At 50.3% G+C, this 16,772-nt stretch carries 14 protein-coding genes and 1 pseudogene; 2 read left to right on the top strand and 13 right to left on the bottom strand.

Annotation, left to right across the window (positions count from 1 at the left end; all coding sequences use genetic code 11):
• The first annotated feature begins 181 nt into the window (after window positions 1-181).
• Window positions 182-1,561, top strand: a complete 1,380-nt coding sequence (locus tag BLR08_RS10765; RefSeq protein WP_072329182.1) for an extracellular solute-binding protein — start codon at window positions 182-184, stop codon at window positions 1,559-1,561.
• 192 nt (window positions 1,562-1,753) lie between these two features.
• On the top strand, window positions 1,754-2,380 hold the full coding sequence (locus BLR08_RS10760) for a LysE family transporter (RefSeq protein ID WP_072329181.1): 627 nt from the start codon (window positions 1,754-1,756) through the stop codon (window positions 2,378-2,380).
• Window positions 2,381-2,391: 11 nt separating this feature from the next.
• On the opposite strand, the gene BLR08_RS10755 is transcribed toward BLR08_RS10760, so the two are convergent.
• The 13 genes and pseudogenes from BLR08_RS10755 to BLR08_RS10705 all read right to left on the bottom strand — a co-directional run bounded on the left by BLR08_RS10755 (window position 2,392) and on the right by BLR08_RS10705 (window position 16,744).
• Window positions 2,392-3,792 (bottom strand): amino acid permease, encoded by a 1,401-nt coding sequence (locus BLR08_RS10755; RefSeq protein ID WP_072329180.1) that lies wholly within the window; start codon window positions 3,790-3,792, stop codon window positions 2,392-2,394.
• A 116-nt stretch (window positions 3,793-3,908) separates the two neighbouring features.
• Entirely contained in the window at window positions 3,909-4,097 is a 189-nt protein-coding gene (locus tag BLR08_RS10750) for a hypothetical protein (RefSeq protein ID WP_072329179.1), read from the bottom strand.
• 301 nt (window positions 4,098-4,398) lie between these two features.
• Window positions 4,399-4,695 carry a hypothetical protein gene (locus BLR08_RS10745; protein ID WP_371117220.1) on the bottom strand — a complete coding sequence of 99 codons (297 nt, stop codon included), beginning with the start codon at window positions 4,693-4,695 and terminating at the stop codon, window positions 4,399-4,401.
• Between the two features lie 21 nt (window positions 4,696-4,716).
• Complete coding sequence (locus BLR08_RS31665) at window positions 4,717-5,106, bottom strand: NAD(P)-dependent oxidoreductase (RefSeq protein WP_256257504.1); 390 nt, start codon at window positions 5,104-5,106, stop codon at window positions 4,717-4,719.
• A complete protein-coding gene (locus BLR08_RS31660; protein ID WP_256257514.1) occupies window positions 5,069-5,365 on the bottom strand; it encodes an NAD(P)H-binding protein in 297 nt (98 codons plus the stop codon). Before BLR08_RS31660 ends, BLR08_RS31665 begins: the two co-directional genes overlap by 38 nt.
• 107 nt (window positions 5,366-5,472) lie before the next feature.
• Entirely contained in the window at window positions 5,473-5,805 is a 333-nt protein-coding gene (locus BLR08_RS10735) for a winged helix-turn-helix transcriptional regulator (RefSeq protein WP_072329178.1), read from the bottom strand.
• A 75-nt stretch (window positions 5,806-5,880) separates the two neighbouring features.
• Entirely contained in the window at window positions 5,881-6,861 is a 981-nt protein-coding gene (locus tag BLR08_RS10730) for a glycerophosphodiester phosphodiesterase family protein (protein ID WP_072329177.1), read from the bottom strand.
• Entirely contained in the window at window positions 6,854-7,174 is a 321-nt protein-coding gene (locus BLR08_RS31655; protein WP_256257503.1) for a hypothetical protein, read from the bottom strand. The genes BLR08_RS10730 and BLR08_RS31655 overlap by 8 nt, the downstream gene beginning before the upstream one ends.
• A 135-nt stretch (window positions 7,175-7,309) precedes the next feature.
• Window positions 7,310-7,438: pseudogene (locus BLR08_RS32100) on the bottom strand (TetR/AcrR family transcriptional regulator); the annotation flags it as partial.
• Between the two features lie 96 nt (window positions 7,439-7,534).
• Window positions 7,535-8,941 (bottom strand): serine hydrolase domain-containing protein, encoded by a 1,407-nt coding sequence (locus BLR08_RS10720; RefSeq protein WP_256257501.1) that lies wholly within the window; start codon window positions 8,939-8,941, stop codon window positions 7,535-7,537.
• 127 nt (window positions 8,942-9,068) lie between these two features.
• Window positions 9,069-10,163 (bottom strand): HAMP domain-containing sensor histidine kinase, encoded by a 1,095-nt coding sequence (locus tag BLR08_RS10715; RefSeq protein ID WP_072329175.1) that lies wholly within the window; start codon window positions 10,161-10,163, stop codon window positions 9,069-9,071.
• On the bottom strand, window positions 10,148-10,822 hold the full coding sequence (locus tag BLR08_RS10710) for a response regulator transcription factor (RefSeq protein ID WP_072329174.1): 675 nt from the start codon (window positions 10,820-10,822) through the stop codon (window positions 10,148-10,150). The genes BLR08_RS10715 and BLR08_RS10710 overlap by 16 nt, the downstream gene beginning before the upstream one ends.
• Window positions 10,823-10,981: 159 nt before the next feature.
• Complete coding sequence (locus tag BLR08_RS10705; RefSeq protein WP_083536862.1) at window positions 10,982-16,744, bottom strand: heparinase II/III domain-containing protein; 5,763 nt, start codon at window positions 16,742-16,744, stop codon at window positions 10,982-10,984.
• Window positions 16,745-16,772: the final 28 nt, after the last annotated feature.

Below are 16,772 nucleotides of genomic sequence, written 5' to 3'. Positions count from 1 at the left end.
AATTTGTATTTGCAGATTAACTATCTGTTTTTGCTTAAATTTTTACTTAAAATATATATTTTTGATATTTATCTGATATGTATTTATGTTTTATATCCATTGATATGAACTACACAATTTGACAAATCACAAGTTTCTACCTATGATCAGAATAATATGACTGATAAGGGTGATGCTCTTAATGACACGAAGACCTAGCCGCAGAACGTTCCGCCCTCGCCTGGATGAGATGGTATCCTCCATTCGTAAAAATATCATTACCGGAACCATTGAACCGGATCAATTTTTGCCGTCCGAGAAGCAGCTTGCCGAGCAATACGGCTTAAGCGTCCAGTCTGTACGCAAAGGGCTCGAGCTGCTCGTCGCTGATGAACTCATCATCAAAATCCCAAAGATCGGCAGCAAGGTCGTTGACCCGGCTCACAAGAGCGCTGTTACGATTCGAATCGGGTACCTGCCCACCATACCGGATGACGCCGACATTCATAGGCTTATTGCCATGTTCCATCAAGAACATCCGAACATACATGTAGAGGCCGTTCCACTCGCCAGTTTCTCTTATGAGCTTATGAAGCCGTATCTCCAGAGCGGCATGCTCGATGTCACAACCTTGAACTACGATCATTTCATGCAATTTTCCAACAACGCCAGCTTACATGAGCTGGAGGCGCTTGATCGGCAGGAGGGCATCTATCCTTTCTTGTCCGATGCCTTCACAGAGGATGGTCAGCTCCGGATTCAGCCGTTTGTGTTTTCCCCGTTAGTCGTTTGCTACAACCGATCACACTTTATCCAGAGCGGCCTTCAAGAGCCAAACAGCAGCTGGAGCTGGCAGCGGCTATTTGATACCGCAGCCTCTCTAACCATTCCGAACGAGCGCGTCGGCTTTCATTGCTATTTCTCCACACACAATCGGGCAAGCATTATACTATTGCAGAGCGGAGGAGCCTTCGAACGCCAAGAGAACGGCCGATTGAAGCTATCCGGAACCCGTATGATGGAAGCAATCCGTGACATTCGGGATATCTATAAGAATTCCCCCAAGCTGCCCAACAGCTTGATGGACTGGGAGACGCAGAGGCTTGATATGTTCCGCCAAGGCAAGCTATCCATTGCCATTATGAGCTATTTTACCTTGAATCACCTGCGTAACACGGAACTGGATTACGATATCGCCCCTCTTCCTCATTCGGGAATCCCGCTTACGCTGCTGCTCAACATCGGCTTGGCCATTAACGCACGCTCCAAGAACAAGGAAGCTGCCAAGAAGCTGGTCGACTATGTGACGTCACCCAAAGCCCAGCTTGCGATAAGGCAAAATACATGCAGCCTGCCGGCCTTGGTAACCGCAGCCGAATGGAGAGGTCAAGAGACGCCCGGAATCAATCTACCTTCGCGGCACTCTTTGTTTCGCGAGATTATACCCAGCTACCGGCTTCCCAGTGAATTGAATATCACCTTTGGGGAATCGATAGAACTCTACAAAGAACTTCGGTTATATTGGGCTGGCTTGAAAGGCGAAGAAGATTTGTGTGAAGCGGTTGAAGGGATAGGCGTTTGATGCATACCTTGCACTTCGCAACAGCATCCTATTCTGAAGCTTATTCCGAGGTAGATCCCCGACAAGAAGTCCCAAGCTATCATTCCTTAACACATCTGTTTTAAGCTGATTCTCGTGTTTGGTTATACAAGCCTCTTCTCAAGAATAAGTTGGTTAAGTAAACCATACCTTCTAGTGAAGAGGTGTCCAAGCTTGAATACCATTCTCAGCTATTTTCTTTTGGGATTGTCGCTCGCTGCACCCATTGGACCTATTAATGCCGCCCAATTGGACAAGGGGATTAAAAAAGGCTTCATGCACGCTTGGATGATCGGAATTGGAGCTATTCTGGCCGACGCTATTTTGATGGCGCTTATTTATTTCGGCGTGGTTCATTTTCTGACCACGTCATTTATGAGAACGTTCTTGTGGATATTCGGCTGCTTCGTTCTCATCTATTCCGGAGTAGAGAGCTTGATGGGGGCCGGCAAGCTAAATGACAACCAACATCGAAGCTCAGATACGATTGCGAAATCGTTCTTCTCAGGATTTTTCATGTCGATCTCAAGCCCGTTATCCATCCTATTCTGGTTGGGCATTTACGGCTCCGTCCTAGCTGAGACGATTGCAGCATATGACAGAGATCACGTTCTGTTCTACACGGGAATTATGTTCACGGGGCTGCTTGTGTGGGATGTCACGATGGCGGGCTTGGCCAGCACGTTTCGGCGTTTTTTAACTCATCGCGCTTTAACCGTCATTTCCGTGCTCTCCGGTTTATCTCTCATTGGCTTCGGGCTCCATTTTGGCATAAAAGCCTGGCAAGCGCTATTTAGCTGAAGGACGCCAGCTTATCTGGCGCCTTCTCTGTCCCGATTTTTTTCGGAGTGACCGGCAGGCCGGAAAGCAGGAATACCGGTTTTGTTTTCTTTCTTCCATTTAAGCTTCATGCAGAGCGTTACCACACCGATTAGACCGATAAAAAGCAAGCTGATCCAAAAGCCCGGCCGACTTGTCGCGTGAAAAGCAGTCCCCACCACAGCCAGTAAGATCAGAACGATCCCTGCCGAACGTTTAATTTTTCCCCATGCAGTCAGCTCTAATAAACGTCCTGAAGTCAAAAGGATAAAAAACCAGTTATACAGAAGCATGATTCCGGCTGCTGTCGTAACATATTCATACAGGCTCTCAGGCAAAAGAAGCGCCAGCACAACAGCCATGGCAATCCCAATGGTTGTAAATCCGATGGCAGGAAGAGGCGTTTTTCGTTTGCCCTTCGTCGTCCTCGAGAATAGGGCCGGTGCGTCGCGGTCTTGCGCAAGAGAAACCAAAATGGTTGTAATGGCGAACATCGACGCTACCATCGTAGAGAACCCGGCCACGATCAAAATGGCGTTAAAAATATGCGGCACAAGCGGCAAATGGTAGCTTCCGAGCGCGGTTTGAAATGGACTTTCCTTCCCCTGCAAAGCATGCAAGGGCATTAAGGTCAAGGCCAGGACCAGGGAAGCCATGTAAATACAAGTCAACGTAATGATCATCACGTTCCCTGCTTTAGATACTTCTTCAGGCTGTCGCAGCCTCATGGCCATAAGACCCATAATTTCAATCCCACCGAATGCATAAAACACAAAAATGAAGGATGACCATGAGCCTAGGAAGCCGGACGGCAAAAAGGTGGCCATTGTGGTTGGAAACTTGGGCTGATACGCCCCTCCTTTTATAAAACCGAATAGCGCTAATGCAGCAATAACCAAAAACATCAGAATGGCTGATATTTTCACGACAGCAAACAAATGTTCAGTTCTTTCGAAAGCTTTAGTTCCCAGTAAAATGACGCCTAATGCCAACACGGCATAACATGTGGCAAATATCCACATCGGAACGGACGGAAACCAAAATCGTGTAAATAAAGATAGCGCCGTCAGCTGACTCCCCATGATCAACAGTTCCGAGCTCCAATACACCCATCCGCTGCTAAAGCCTGCCCAACGTCCAAACGCTTTCTTGGCATAGGAACGAAAAGAACCCTGCTGGGGGTCCTCCATTGTCATTTTGGCTAATACATCAAATACAACATAGGTACAAAAAGCTGCAAGCACAAACAGAAAAATAACGGAACCGCCGCCCATTTCCATGGCAATTCCAGACCCAAGAAAATAGCCTGTTCCTATTGTGCAAGCTACGCCAAATAAAGATAATTGCCACCACTTCATGGTGCCGGCTCTGTTTTTTTGCTCGGTTTCAGACATATAGCCTCCGATGCCTCGTAATGTCAGCATGAGTGGGATCGAGTTCTTGTTGTTCGCTTTTGACAAGAACTTGATCCTGTTAGTGAGAAGCTGCGCAGATTGCAGCGCAATGATAGTTATCCGCCAATTGCTGCCATGGTTGGTTTCTTGCGTATGGTTGTAAGTTCAAAAGCCTCTTTGGGAATTCCCATTTCTTGAGCCCTTTTCTTTTTGATGACCATGGCTTGCTGTAAGCTGGTGGCTTGAAATTCAATTGTGGTGCCATTCGGTTCCTCAAATGCGTAGTAGCTCTTTTTGTTGGACATAAACCTGGCTCCTCCTCATCATAGTTCTCGCATGATTTCAGGCATATATGGCAAATCACCCCAGTAGTGTGCGTCTCATCATGGAGAACTATGCGTGGACGCAACGTTCTCTTCATGTACAATATGGAAATAAACGATTGGAACGCCGATGAAGTGATTGAGGAGCAGCTTCGTTATTTTCGGCGGCTAGGAAAGAAACGTCTCGTCCGATACTGGAGCAAAAAGGCTTTAATTTCTTAGGTTATACCTTCCCCTGCATGTCTCCCCGGTAATGCCATATCGCACGCTGCTGCAACGTCGATTAGCGCAGCTCGATCCACCCGTCGATCATAACGATCATGAGCAGCGACAATAGAATGGATACATTCAGCCACATGTAGGAAAATCCCATCTTGGTTATGAGCATCAGCCAAATCCCGGATACAATAAGTACGGCTCCGCCGGTTTTAGGAATGACGGCAAGCTTGGTCGTTATACGAAAAACAAAATGCAGCTGCGAGGCGGTTCTGGCGGATCTTCGAATGAGCGGCATGACAACGGCAGGGCCAATTATGGCGATTGCAGCCCATATATGCAAAACGAGCAGTAATCCGAACAAAGCTATTGTTCCCCCTTCTCCTCAGCGCACCGCAATACGGCTTTGATAAGCTATTCCGACCCTTTTTCTTTTAAACCTTCCTTCAAGCTCAAGATGCTCCAGCATGCATCTTACGACATCGTCATATGCGACATTCAGCTCCTGAAAACGGCTGAACAAATGGCCAGCGATATCAGCTTCGGAATAATCCTTGATCTTCTCGGGAATCGGAACGGGCAAGGTATCCGTTGTTACATGCAGCTGAACCGAGTCCGAATGCTCGTTTGAATTAAGCATAGTTCCCGGACACATGATGGACCAATCGAGTCCGGACTGCTGCAGCCTTTCAAAATTCCGGTTATGATTTTTATACTCAGGCGGAAAGCCGGGCAAATTATTGCCGATAAGAGCTGTATATGGGATATCCAGCAAGCCGGCTCCTCCCATTATCCATACCCGCCCGGAGAAACCGGGTTGGCATTCGCATTGAATGATAATCGTATCGACGAGACGAACAAACTTCCCCCTGGCCCGCATGACCGGCCGCAATAATAGCGGCGTCTTGATGCGCGAGCGCCTCTCCGACGCTCACCGGGTCCATCATATCGCCCGCGATCACCTTCACCCGCTTGGCAGACCGCCCGCCCAGTTGCTCGTAAAGCTTCTCGGAATTTCGCACAAATGCGGTCATTTCATGCCCCATGCTGATCCCTTGTGAGTAAGCAAAAGCTGCCCGGAATCCCGCGGCAGCTTTTGTTTGGACTTGATTGAATTTGTGTACAAGTTTATGGAACCAGCTTATGACACTGACTCTTCGTATTTCCGTTTATTATGAACTTCTCCCCAAGCGCACATCACTTCGGCTACAGGAATCAATGTTCGGCCGTATTCGCTAAGCGAATATTCGACTTTGGGTGGAATAATAGGATAGACGGTTCTATCGACAATGCCTTCCCGTTCCAAATCCCGGAGATGCTGTGCCAGCATTTTTTGTGAAACCTCGGGTATAAGCTTTTCCAGATCGTTAAATCGCTTGGTGGATTCAATCAAATGCCATAATATCATGGGCTTCCATTTGCCGCCCAAAACATGAATGAGTGTCTCAACCGGACATTCGCGCTGATGAATGATGATAAATCACCCCTTACTTTGAAGTAAGTGCATTACCTAAAAACTCTACACCAGCCTTGCAAGCAAGTCAACGAGTCATTTGTACAGCGGCGCGATGCGATCGATTCGGTTAGTCCAGATACCACCCGAATAATTCGAAGGCAATCGTTCGATATCCTTCGGCGTATCGAATCCGCTTGAGAAGCTGCTTCCGTCGCCGCCGACAACAATCACTCGGGTACCCGCCCGATCCATCCGATTCAAAAATGTATCAGGCCAACCCCACAACCATTTTGCCATCTCCTCCGGGATATGCAGTTGGGTCTGTTTGCAGGCTTGTGGTCCATACCCTGTCCAGCCGACAGCAAGATACGGGAGCAGACAAGCTTTCATGGTTGCTTTCGACATCACGCGCATCTCAGGCATCTCTTCCTTCAAAGCAGCCACAGGCACATCCCCTCCGTAGACCGCGAGCAAATCCTGCTGTTTCTTCGGAAGCTTTGATAAATATTCTGCAAGCCGTTTTCCCTCTTCGAGATCATTGCTTTTGACGTCGATGAGAAGCTGCTTATCCGGGAAATGACCCAGTATCTCTGTCAAGGAAGGCATCATGCCAACTCCTTTACCGCGAAAAGGGTAAGTGGCGCCGCCGTCAGCCGTGTAGCCATATCCGATGTCCACCTTCCTCAATTCGGCCATCGTGTAGTCCCTCGTCACTCCTTCCACATTCGTACGGCAGTCGAGCGTCCAATCGTGGAAAATGGCGAACTGATTGTCCTTCGTGATATGCACATCAATTTCAACGATATCCGCCCCTGCTTCAAAGGCCGCTTCCATAGATGGAATCGTATTTTCGAGATAAGGATGTTCCGGCTCATAGATTCGTTCCGCGGTGCATGTATCGTTCTCGATTCCTTCAACGGCAAAGGTTTGTCCAAGTCCTCGATGCGCCAACAGCAGAGGATCATCATGGCGCTGCTTCCTTAACAAGGAGCTGTTATTGACGAAAATAAAGACAAGCAGAGCCGCAAACAACAGAAATAGCTTGCTTCTTGCCATTTTCTTAAATCTATTCATCGGCAATCCCCTCCCACACCGTACGAATTTTCCTCTGTAGCTCAGCGATCATCTCATCCTCCTGGGTATTTGGAGAACTGCTTATGAGCGTTTGATAAAAAATAGCAGCGAGCACGGAAGCACAATCGTTCAGGTCGTGGGTAGTGCGAAAAGCGTTGCTTTCTCTGGCTTCATCAAGCAGCCCGCGGATAGAATCCTGAAATACCGACAAGTTTGAAGAATTGGACGCCGATTTGATCGATTCGATTAAGACAAGCCGCAGCAGGCCGGAATGCTTCACATAAAGGTGCAAAAGATCGCGGAAAATGGCCATAAGCCGCTCTCTCGGATGCCCTTCGCTGTGACGACTCATAATCCCGCTGAGCAATTCCGTATAGGAGCTGCCCACATGGAGCAGTATATTTTCCTTTTTAGGAAAATAATTAAAAAATGTCCCTTTGGCTATCCCGCATAACAGCGTAATCTCCTCGACCGTTACGTTATCATATCCCTTTTCTTTGAATAGCTGGACGGCGGTATGCACGATCAATTCCTTTGTCTTTTGCTTTCGGGGTTCTCTTAGCAAGCTGATTATCATCCTCCACTATAAAAATGACCGCAGTCATAAATGACTACGGTCATTTTATCTGTTTTGCTCGCATTGTGCAACCTTAAAGCTTCAGTGATTGCGGCATCATCGGTGGCCGCTCTCCAAACGGCTCTTCTTTGAATGCTGCACGTAGACGGTATAATAACAAGCCATATGCACGAGATTGATAAGCGACCAGACAGCCAGCCATACGATCGGAGACGACAGCATAGTCCATATGCCGAATCCGGGCACCACACGGCCTCCGCCGATGAATGTCATCAATGGTGACAGGAATAAAAGGATCAGGAGAGGAATCAGCCTTCCGGCCGTAATCCGAATCAATTGGCCGATCGTCAAGCGTTTGTTCCTCCGACGAATGCGTAAATAGGCATACACACCCCATACAATTGTAACGAGAATCAGCGCAAGCATGATCATTTCCATATTTCGGCCGTTCACAAAAGACGATTCGGGCGTCTCTCCCCTCATAATATCCGCGATGCCATCGATAAACGCCGAATAATTCACAAAGGCATTGATGCCCGAATTAAACATCACCGCGATGCCCATCCGCTCATCCAAATAAATCCTCTCTTCCGACTTGTACGTCCAGAAAATGCCGCTGTGGGAGATCGACCTGCCGCCGCCGGATTCACTTTCCTTTGCAAGCCAGCCCATGCCATACGGACCGATGTCTCCTGCCGCATGATATTGTGTCATCAGCGCGGGTGAAAGCAGGCTGCCCTGATATTGGGCTTGCATCCAGATGGACATGTCCTCTGCCGTGGAAACGATGCCCGCGGGACCGTCAACAAACCACGCCGGCTCCGGTTGGCTTACGGCTCGCCCCAGACTTACGTAATGTCCCGGCGGAATCTTCTCATTCCCACTGATTTGCTGCGTATTGCTCATAGTGAAGGTATGATTCATGCCAAGCGGCTTGAAAATATGGCTGTTCAAGTATTCCGAAAAGCGTTCTCCGCTGACGCTTTCCACCAGGCTCGCCAGCAACACGTAATTGGGATTATGATAGCTGTAAGCTGTTCCCGGGTCATGGGCAAGCTGGACCTCGGTTAATATCCGGTTCGCCTCCTGCAAGGATTGCAGCTGCGGAGTCCTCGTCATATCGGGATTCACCTTATCATGGAGCCCGCTGGTCTGATTCAGTAAATGGCGGACCGTGATATCATGAACGCGGGGATCCCGTGGAGAAAGCGCGGGAAAATAGGAGGCGTAAGCCGCGTCCAGATCGATCCGGCCGCTGTCCGCCAACTGCAGAACGGCCAATGCGGTAAACGATTTGCTTAACGAAGCAATGGGAAATGGTGTGTTGCCCGTCACGCCTGGGCCATCGGCAAGGGTTCCGTAGCCATTGGCGTAGAAAACCTCATCTTTATAGGCAATCGCCAGCGACGCAGCCTGGATGTGATTGGCCTTCATGCTCCGGTTCATATAGTCGTCGATGTCCTTCAGGATATCTTGCTTGTCTCGGGCTGCCGTGGCAGACACGGGGGTCCCCCACACGGAACATACCAACATCAAGCAGCTGATCATGATACATATGCATTTTTTCAATTGTAACATCGTAGCACTCCTCACATTTCAAGATAAGGATATGCTATCAGAACATTTTCAACTATTTATCAACTCGGGTCCCCAAATTTGCCGTCACGCTCCCGCCGCCATTCGGTCCGTTTTGGATCTGCAGGCTCCCTTCGTGCTTTTCGCACAACATCTTGCAAACGTATAGGCCCAGCCCGCGATGCTCGGTTGCATCCCACATCTCGCCGCGGTAAAACGGAAGCGCAGCCTTCTGAAGAGCTTCATTCGAGAACCCAGGCCCGTCATCCGAGACGGTAATCTTCATGGAGCCTTCCTCCATATCATAACGGACATTCACTTGGCTGGCTGCATATCGAGCCCCATTGGCCACCATATTCTCGAAAATCTGCATGACCATATAGGGATCCACGTGGATGGCCGAATTATCATGTTCCATGGAAGGGACAAAGCGTTTGCCGAACTGCCTGGCGATTTGCCCGGCACTGTCGTTCAACAGCGCCGTCAACGAGAACGCGTCCATCGACTGGCGATGCACGGGGATATCCTCCAGCTTCTGAATCGAGCTCATGGCCTCCGCATAGCTCTCCAGACGTACGATGTGAAGGTTCATTGTATGAATCAGATCCAGCACCTTTTCTTCCGACAATTTTTTCTCGGGCAGATAGGTGGCGAGAAGCTCGGCGTTTCCTTTCAACACCGACAGCGGCGTTCTCAGGTCATGGGCAAAAATCGCATTAAGCTGCTTGCGCTCCTCAACCGAACGCCAAAGCGTCCTGACGTTTTTCTCCAATTGCGAGCGCATGTGTTCAAATGCCGTTACCAGCTCCCCCATCTCGTCCTGGCTGTCATAGGAAATGCGGAAGTCCAGATTATTCGCCGAAATGCTCTCAGATGCTTGCTTCAATAGCTCCAGCGGACGTTTTAATTTCCACCGGTAGAAGATAATAGCCATGGCGACAATTCCTGAGGCCACAGTTAGCAGCACCGCGGCGACGAGGGAAGGAAGCACCCACTCCAATTCTCCGAACCGCTGCCGGAGGCTCTCCGCCCAGGCAAACTCCATCGTTATGACGGCCAGAACGGCAATTAATGTGAGCATGCATACGAGAACAAAAGATTGCAGTAAGGAAAACCGCTTCAGCGGCAGCCGATTCATGAGCTTGACCATTTGTATCCTACTCCCCAGACTGTCTCGATCCGATTATCGCAGCCGTATTCCTTGAACTTGGAGCGAATTCTGCGGACATGCTCCGGAATTACGCTGCTGTCCCCTTCATCGTCCAACCCCCATATATTTTCGTACATGCGTTCCTTTGCGAACACCATGCCGGGATACGCCGACAGGAATTCGATAATGTCGAACTCTTTTTTGGCCAAAGGAATGCGCTGATTCCGGTAGTAGAGCTCCCGGGCTGTATAATCGATGACCAAATCATCGTTAAACTTGACCGAGGATTTGGTTTGAATGCGCTGTTCCCGGCGCAAATGCGCTTCGACCCTGGCCCCCAGCTCGCGCAGACTGAATGGCTTCAAAATATAGTCATCGCCTCCGGCCCGAAACCCGGCAATTTTATCGGCTTCCTCGATGCGAGCCGTTACAAAAAGAATAGGGCACGTGACAAAGTGCCGGATTTTCTCGCATAATTGCAGGCCGTTCTGCTCGGGCATGTTTATATCCAGCAGAACGAGATCGGGCTGCTGCTCTACTTTCCGCAGCGCTTCCCGGCTGTCCCTGGCCGTCAGGACGGAATACCCGTTGATTTCAAAATAATCGGTCAGCAGCTTTCGGACATCCGCCTCGTCGTCCACGATCAATATTTTTGGCATCCCCTGCTTCGTCTCCCATCCGAATGTTTGAATCCAGCATAACAAAAATGGTCTGCCCTACCAAACTTTTTTTAGTCACCGGACATGTAACCACAAAAAGACTGCTCGCCACAAAAGCAAGCAGCCCCGTTTATTATTCACATTTAAATTTTTGCTGCGCTATTCGCCAAAGTATATATCGTCATACCAGGCCGATCCGCTGTCTCCCGTCTTCGTCAATGTTCTAAGCTGAATGCGAGCCTTCACCGCTCCAGCTCCTTGCGGCGGGACAATGCCGACTGCCTCCTTCTCCACCCATCCTGAAGGAGTGGGCGAATTGTAGTTGACATTGTTATCGTATAATAACGCCCGAGGTCCGACCTCCTGATTGGCGGAGTTATACCAGATGACGTAGGCGGCTTGTTTGTACAGCTTGCCGCTATGCTGCTCCCTCCCTCTAAATCTGTAGATCGAGTTCGGATCAATGGTGAACGAATCACTGTTCACATACACAATCGTATTATCGACTGCCGTTCCGCTGAACGTATACTTCTGGCTGTAGTCCCCATCCGCCTTGGCGGTGTCGTCACTGGAGAAACTGACGCTGGCATAGGCGCCATTGGTATACAACCCGCTCCAGTTGTCGGCTACGCCATTATGGTCGGTATCCGTTTCGAAGCTGGTCGTGACCGGCAATCCTTGACCTGTGAAGGTGACTGCCATATCGTCCAGCCACAGGTCGAAGGCATTTTTCATATCCGTCCATAGAAACACGGTTAATTTGCCGCTCACCGCTCCCGCAGGAGCGACAACGGCAGCTTCGGCCGGGAGCCAGCCGGTCGATAGCGGGGCGTTGACATCTTGATCGATAAGGATATCGTTATGGCCGCTCATCCGGTATCCGTCCTTGTCATACCAGTACACTTTGCCCGTGAGCCTGTTTACATTAGTGGCATTGGACATGGTTTTGGCATCGAGCTTATACCAGAATTTCGCCTCATAAAGACCCTTTTCCCGCACATCGAACCTGCCGCTTGTCACATGCGTGTTCATGAAGGCTCCTCCAGACGAACTGGCGACCGATATCTTCAAGCTGCCTGTTCCTCCATGGTAGGTCCCGTTATCCACGGCAATCGCTGCGCCGTTAAAGTTCGAGATGTCCCAGTCGTTAGCAGTGGAGTCGAACCCGCCGTTCACGATCAGGTTCCCGCTTGCAGGAGGAATCACGGTGACCTTCACACGAGCTGACCGGGTAACGCCGGATAAAGATACTTCAGCGGTAATCTCGGCCGTTCCTGCCGCTACCCCTGTCACCACCCCGCTGCTGCTGACGGAAGCAATGCCGGAGTTGCTGCTCGAGAAGGATATTGCAGCAGCGCTGAGGTCCGCCGGAGTTCCGTCATACAGTCTTCCATGCAGGGATAATGGCCGCGTGAAGCCTATCTGCAGCGTTTCGCTTTTCTTGCCGGCGCTCACGGTTCTGAGCCCGTTGGAGATGATGTGTTCCCCCGCTTCCTGGAAGGTGAACTGGTATTGCGTTGTTCCGTCGTAAGGCGAAGTCAAGGTGACGGTCCCTGCCCCATCCGTCTTTATTTTGCCGTTCACCAAATGATCCGCATTCCATTCAACCGCTATATCGCCGGTAACATTGGCGGATATCAGTTGAACGCCGTCATACGTTAATTGCGTTCCTTTCATGAGGCCGACGGCGGATACTTGAGTTTCCGTATCCTTTTTATACAGGAGCGCAAATTTGGCATCCGTATTCACGCCGGTTGTAACCGTGTTGCCGTATGCTGTTATCCATGATCCGCCAGGCACGTTAATGACGCGCACATCTTCATCGATCTGACTCATAGACATCCCTTGTTCTCCGGATTTTTTCGGCCGGAACACAGTAAGAAATTTCTCGTTCGCTTTGGCTGTTGGCGTATACATCTGAAAATCGTACAGATTCGTACTGCCGGTGTCTCCCTTGATCTGCTGCTCCGGCATGAGCGCGTAGTTTCCGGCAGCCGGAAGCAAGATCCCCATTTCAAGGCTTGAATTCGTCGCAGGATCGGTGAATGTAACCATGCTGCCGTTCACCGAACGAGGCTGGCGCGTATGCAAATTATACTGAATCGTTGAAGCGGCGGCAGCTGCCACCTCATCCAGGACAAAGAAGATGTCCGGCCTGGCAAAGATGATATGGCGTTTGAAGGCGTTCATTTTCTGCACAGGCCCATTGTTGTAGGCATCCTTGGCTTCGCTCGTAAAGAAGTCGAAGAGCGGAGAAGTGAACTCCCTTTCGACCTGAGCGGCCGGCCCGGATTTTTTCCAGATTTGATCCTCGCCGTTCAGGGATATCGTGTTATGGCTGGCCGTTTTCACATAATCCGTATAGGTAGGATCGGAGAACAGCGTTCTCCCGCGATCCTGAATAAACTTGGCGCCATAGCCTTCCAGGATGAATGAATTTCTATCCAGATGATAATGACCGGCCGGCCATGACCCTCCGGCGAAGCCAAGCATCATATCCTCCCCTTGCTCCCAGCCGCTTCGCATAAACATGTAGCCCGTTCCGGCCTGCGCCGAATTGCCCGCAAAATTTTCATAGAGCGGCAATTGCGGGTAATCGGCGGCGGTTTGGGTGGAGAAAATCAGATTGAATACCGGATTGCCGGAGACCGAGACAAATAATTCATTCTCATTCGTTCCTGTTTGCCACACCCATTTGTCATAGGGATTCTGAAACTGCTGCGACGCATAATATTCAGCTATATGATTGGCGTTCATGTAGAAGGTGTTGCCGTCATTAAAATTCAGCATCTGCAGCGGTTTGGCCGAACCGATCGAACTATTATGAAGCACAAACTCCATCGACCGTTTTAATCCGTCGGTCTTTAAGTCAGTCGACCATACAGGATTGTAGCGGGACAACAGCTCTGCGCCAAACACCGCGGAAGAGGTGGAATAAATCCAGTAGTTCATGCCTTCATCGGTATCTCCGTCCGGCTTGTAATAGTTTTTGATCACGGTCTCCAGATTCGTCTTGGCCTTGGCAATTTTGGCGGTATCGTTAATGACGATCGCTCCGGCGGCGAGAGCTCCGTTGAAGTCAAGTCCTTGATTATTCGTCTGCCAGAATGTCTGCGTGTTCACGAATGCGTCCAGATATTTTACGCCTTTGTCCCGGATGGCGCTGCGGATGAGCGTTCTTTCATCCTCCGTCAGCGTATTGTAGATCCAGTCGTAGCCGAGACTGGCCGCGACGACGGCCTGCGCTTCATTGAACGGCGACCAACGCCCGTCGGGGGCCGGTTTTTCCGTTTTGCGGTACATGAAGGTTTGCGTCCATTCCGGCGTAGCGGCCATGGTCAGCAAAATCCGGCGGGCCATATCGGCATAGGCTAGATTTCCTGTCATGACATAAGCATAGGACAGCTTGATAATCTTATCCGGCCAGCCTAGCGGTATATCGTTGCCGTCACGGGAATAATTGCCTTTGGCGGCGTCCGCCGGCGGCAGGTAATGATCGATGTCGTTCTCCGGCACATAGCTGAGGTAGGCGTTGGCCTGCTTCAGCACCTGATCGAATATATCTTTGTCCGCCCCGGACTTGATTTTGTTTCTCAGGCTCCCAATATCCGAACGTGAGAAAAGCAGACCATGGGGCACGCCTGCCGTCAGTAAATCGTCGACGGGGCTTTTCATTGGGGTTTGACTGTGGGAAGGTTTAGACTCCGTTCCGGGTTTCTTGAGTAAAATCCAATGAAAATTAGCGCCGGCAATTTCGTCTTGGATTTCCGCAGCGCCTGCGCGATCCCGTATCCCCAGCTCCATGTTTGTCAATATTTTCGGATTGACCAAGTCCAGCGGCACTTCCTTATATCTGCCGTCCGTAATTTCGATAATGCTCTCGGCTGTCTGAGGAGTACCGCCCGTATCGATGTAATGGGCCCGCATGATGATTTCCTTGCCGCCCGCTCCGCTCGTGTCGATAATGACCCGATCGTAAATCCCCTGTACATCCAGGTTGAATTCCCGCTGGTAGACGACCTCGTTGTATGTGCCTGCTGTTTGTTTGTACCAGACCATTAGCTCGCTCGTCTCCCGGGATATCCCGAAGTTCCCGGCCGCGTTGTTGGCATTATGCTTCAGCTTCCAGTACTGTTCGCTGTTCATCGTCCTGATCCACATGAGATCGAGAATATCTTCGACGCTGTTGTTTGCGATAAGCGAGTAGGTGTCATTTGTGCCCAGGTAGGCATTATCTACGTACACCTCGCCTTCATTCGACAGACTCGATGGCGTATAGACGCGAATCACAAGCTGCGCTGCAGCCGCGTTAGCAGGCGGGATCGCCGTCAGCGATTTGTTGAACCAGCCGCTGAGCGCGGCAGAATCATACTGAATCATCTCGTCCCACATGTCCTTGGCCGCAATCTGCGTACCTGCGCTGTCAAAGAAAAGGAGTTGACTTTGGATGCGCTGAAGTTTACCCCTCAAATTGAAGGATAGCTTGGCGGACATCGTTTGGGAGCTGTCGATGGCCCGCTTCCCGCTTTGCAGCTCTGCATAAGCCTGATCTGTGGACGCAGAGCCGGCGGGGATGGTCAGCTTGCCGCTGGATTTGCCGTCTTTGGCATAGGTGGCATCAACCGTCAGCGAAGCCGCATTCTGATCCAGTCCGGTCAATGCCCACCCGTCGATTTTGCCGTCGGGCATGTTGGCCAGTGTCGCATTATCCACGACATCTCCGTATTCGAAAGAGGGATTCAACAGATTGTTTTTGCCGAAGTACATATTGTCCACATAGAACGTACCGGCCGCCGTTGTGCTTTTGGAGGTGACGGCTGCCTCAAAAATAGCCCTGTCAGCCGAAGCCGGAGGAGTCAGGTTGCTCTCAAACATTTTCCATCCGGCATGGTTGGCCGGGTCATTATAGACGAGCGTCTGCTGAACAATATGATCGACCCGAAGAGGATTAGCCAGATCTGACGGACTGTACCATAGCACCCGGATATCGACTTCGTTATTGATATTCGAGCCCGCGTAATTCAAAAAAGCGCGATACAAATAGGTCTCCGACTCCTGAATCGATTTGACGTAAGCCGATTTTATTTTTACGTAAGAATTTAATGCTTTTGTCCCGGAGGGAATGTGAAACTTCATGCTTTTATTGCCTTCCAGCACCTGTTCATCCGACAGCGTGGCGGAAGCGCTGCCGATCGTCTTCGTTACGGTCCAATTGTCCGGCACGGCATCCCCGGTTGCATCCCGTTCGAAGTCCGCGTTCGGCAATATATTCCCAAGCCTCTCCTCATTGCCCTCCACCAAATTCACATCATCCAGGTAGAGGGTTCCCTGCTCGGCTGCCGCAGGCTCGAAACGCAGCTGAATGCGCGCCGTTGCCGCATTCACAGGAGAGTTGGGAGTGCCCGCCGCTTTGTATTCCCAACCGCTGAAGGCGGAGCTGCTTTTATTCACGGTCTGATTCCATATGATCAAATCGCCGCCCGGTATGTAAGCTCCGTTTTCATCATACCAGACAACCCTTGCGTTGACGGCGGATAAAGACCCGCTGAATCCGGACTGGAAGGAAAACGAATATGCGGTATATTTTTTAACAGAAATCGGTTTGCTGAGCAATTGAACATAATGCGTTTCCGGCATAGAGCTTGCGGCATAAACAACTTTAGCGCTTTTGCTCCCTTCCACTTTGTAATAAGTATCGAATGTCACGCTAGCGTTCGTTAAGCCCCCGGCGGAGAATTCCCAGTCGTCCGGTTCTCCGTTCGCGTCGAGATCCTGCTCAAACCCGCTGTTCGCAACCAGATTCGACGGAAGACTGTCCGCATAAGCCGGGAGAATCCCCCCAAGCGGCAAGGAAAGCAAGGTGCACAGCATACACCCAACGAGGAATACTGTGAATGATTGACGGGTCCTTCTTCTCTTCATTAATTCGCGCCCTTTCACATGTGGTTTG

Source organism: Paenibacillus sp. cl123 (genome assembly GCF_900101595.1).
Classification (GTDB): Bacteria; Bacillota; Bacilli; order Paenibacillales; family NBRC-103111; genus Paenibacillus_G.
Note: the sequence above shows the minus strand (reverse complement) of the source record. Positions and strands in the feature narration are given on the sequence as shown.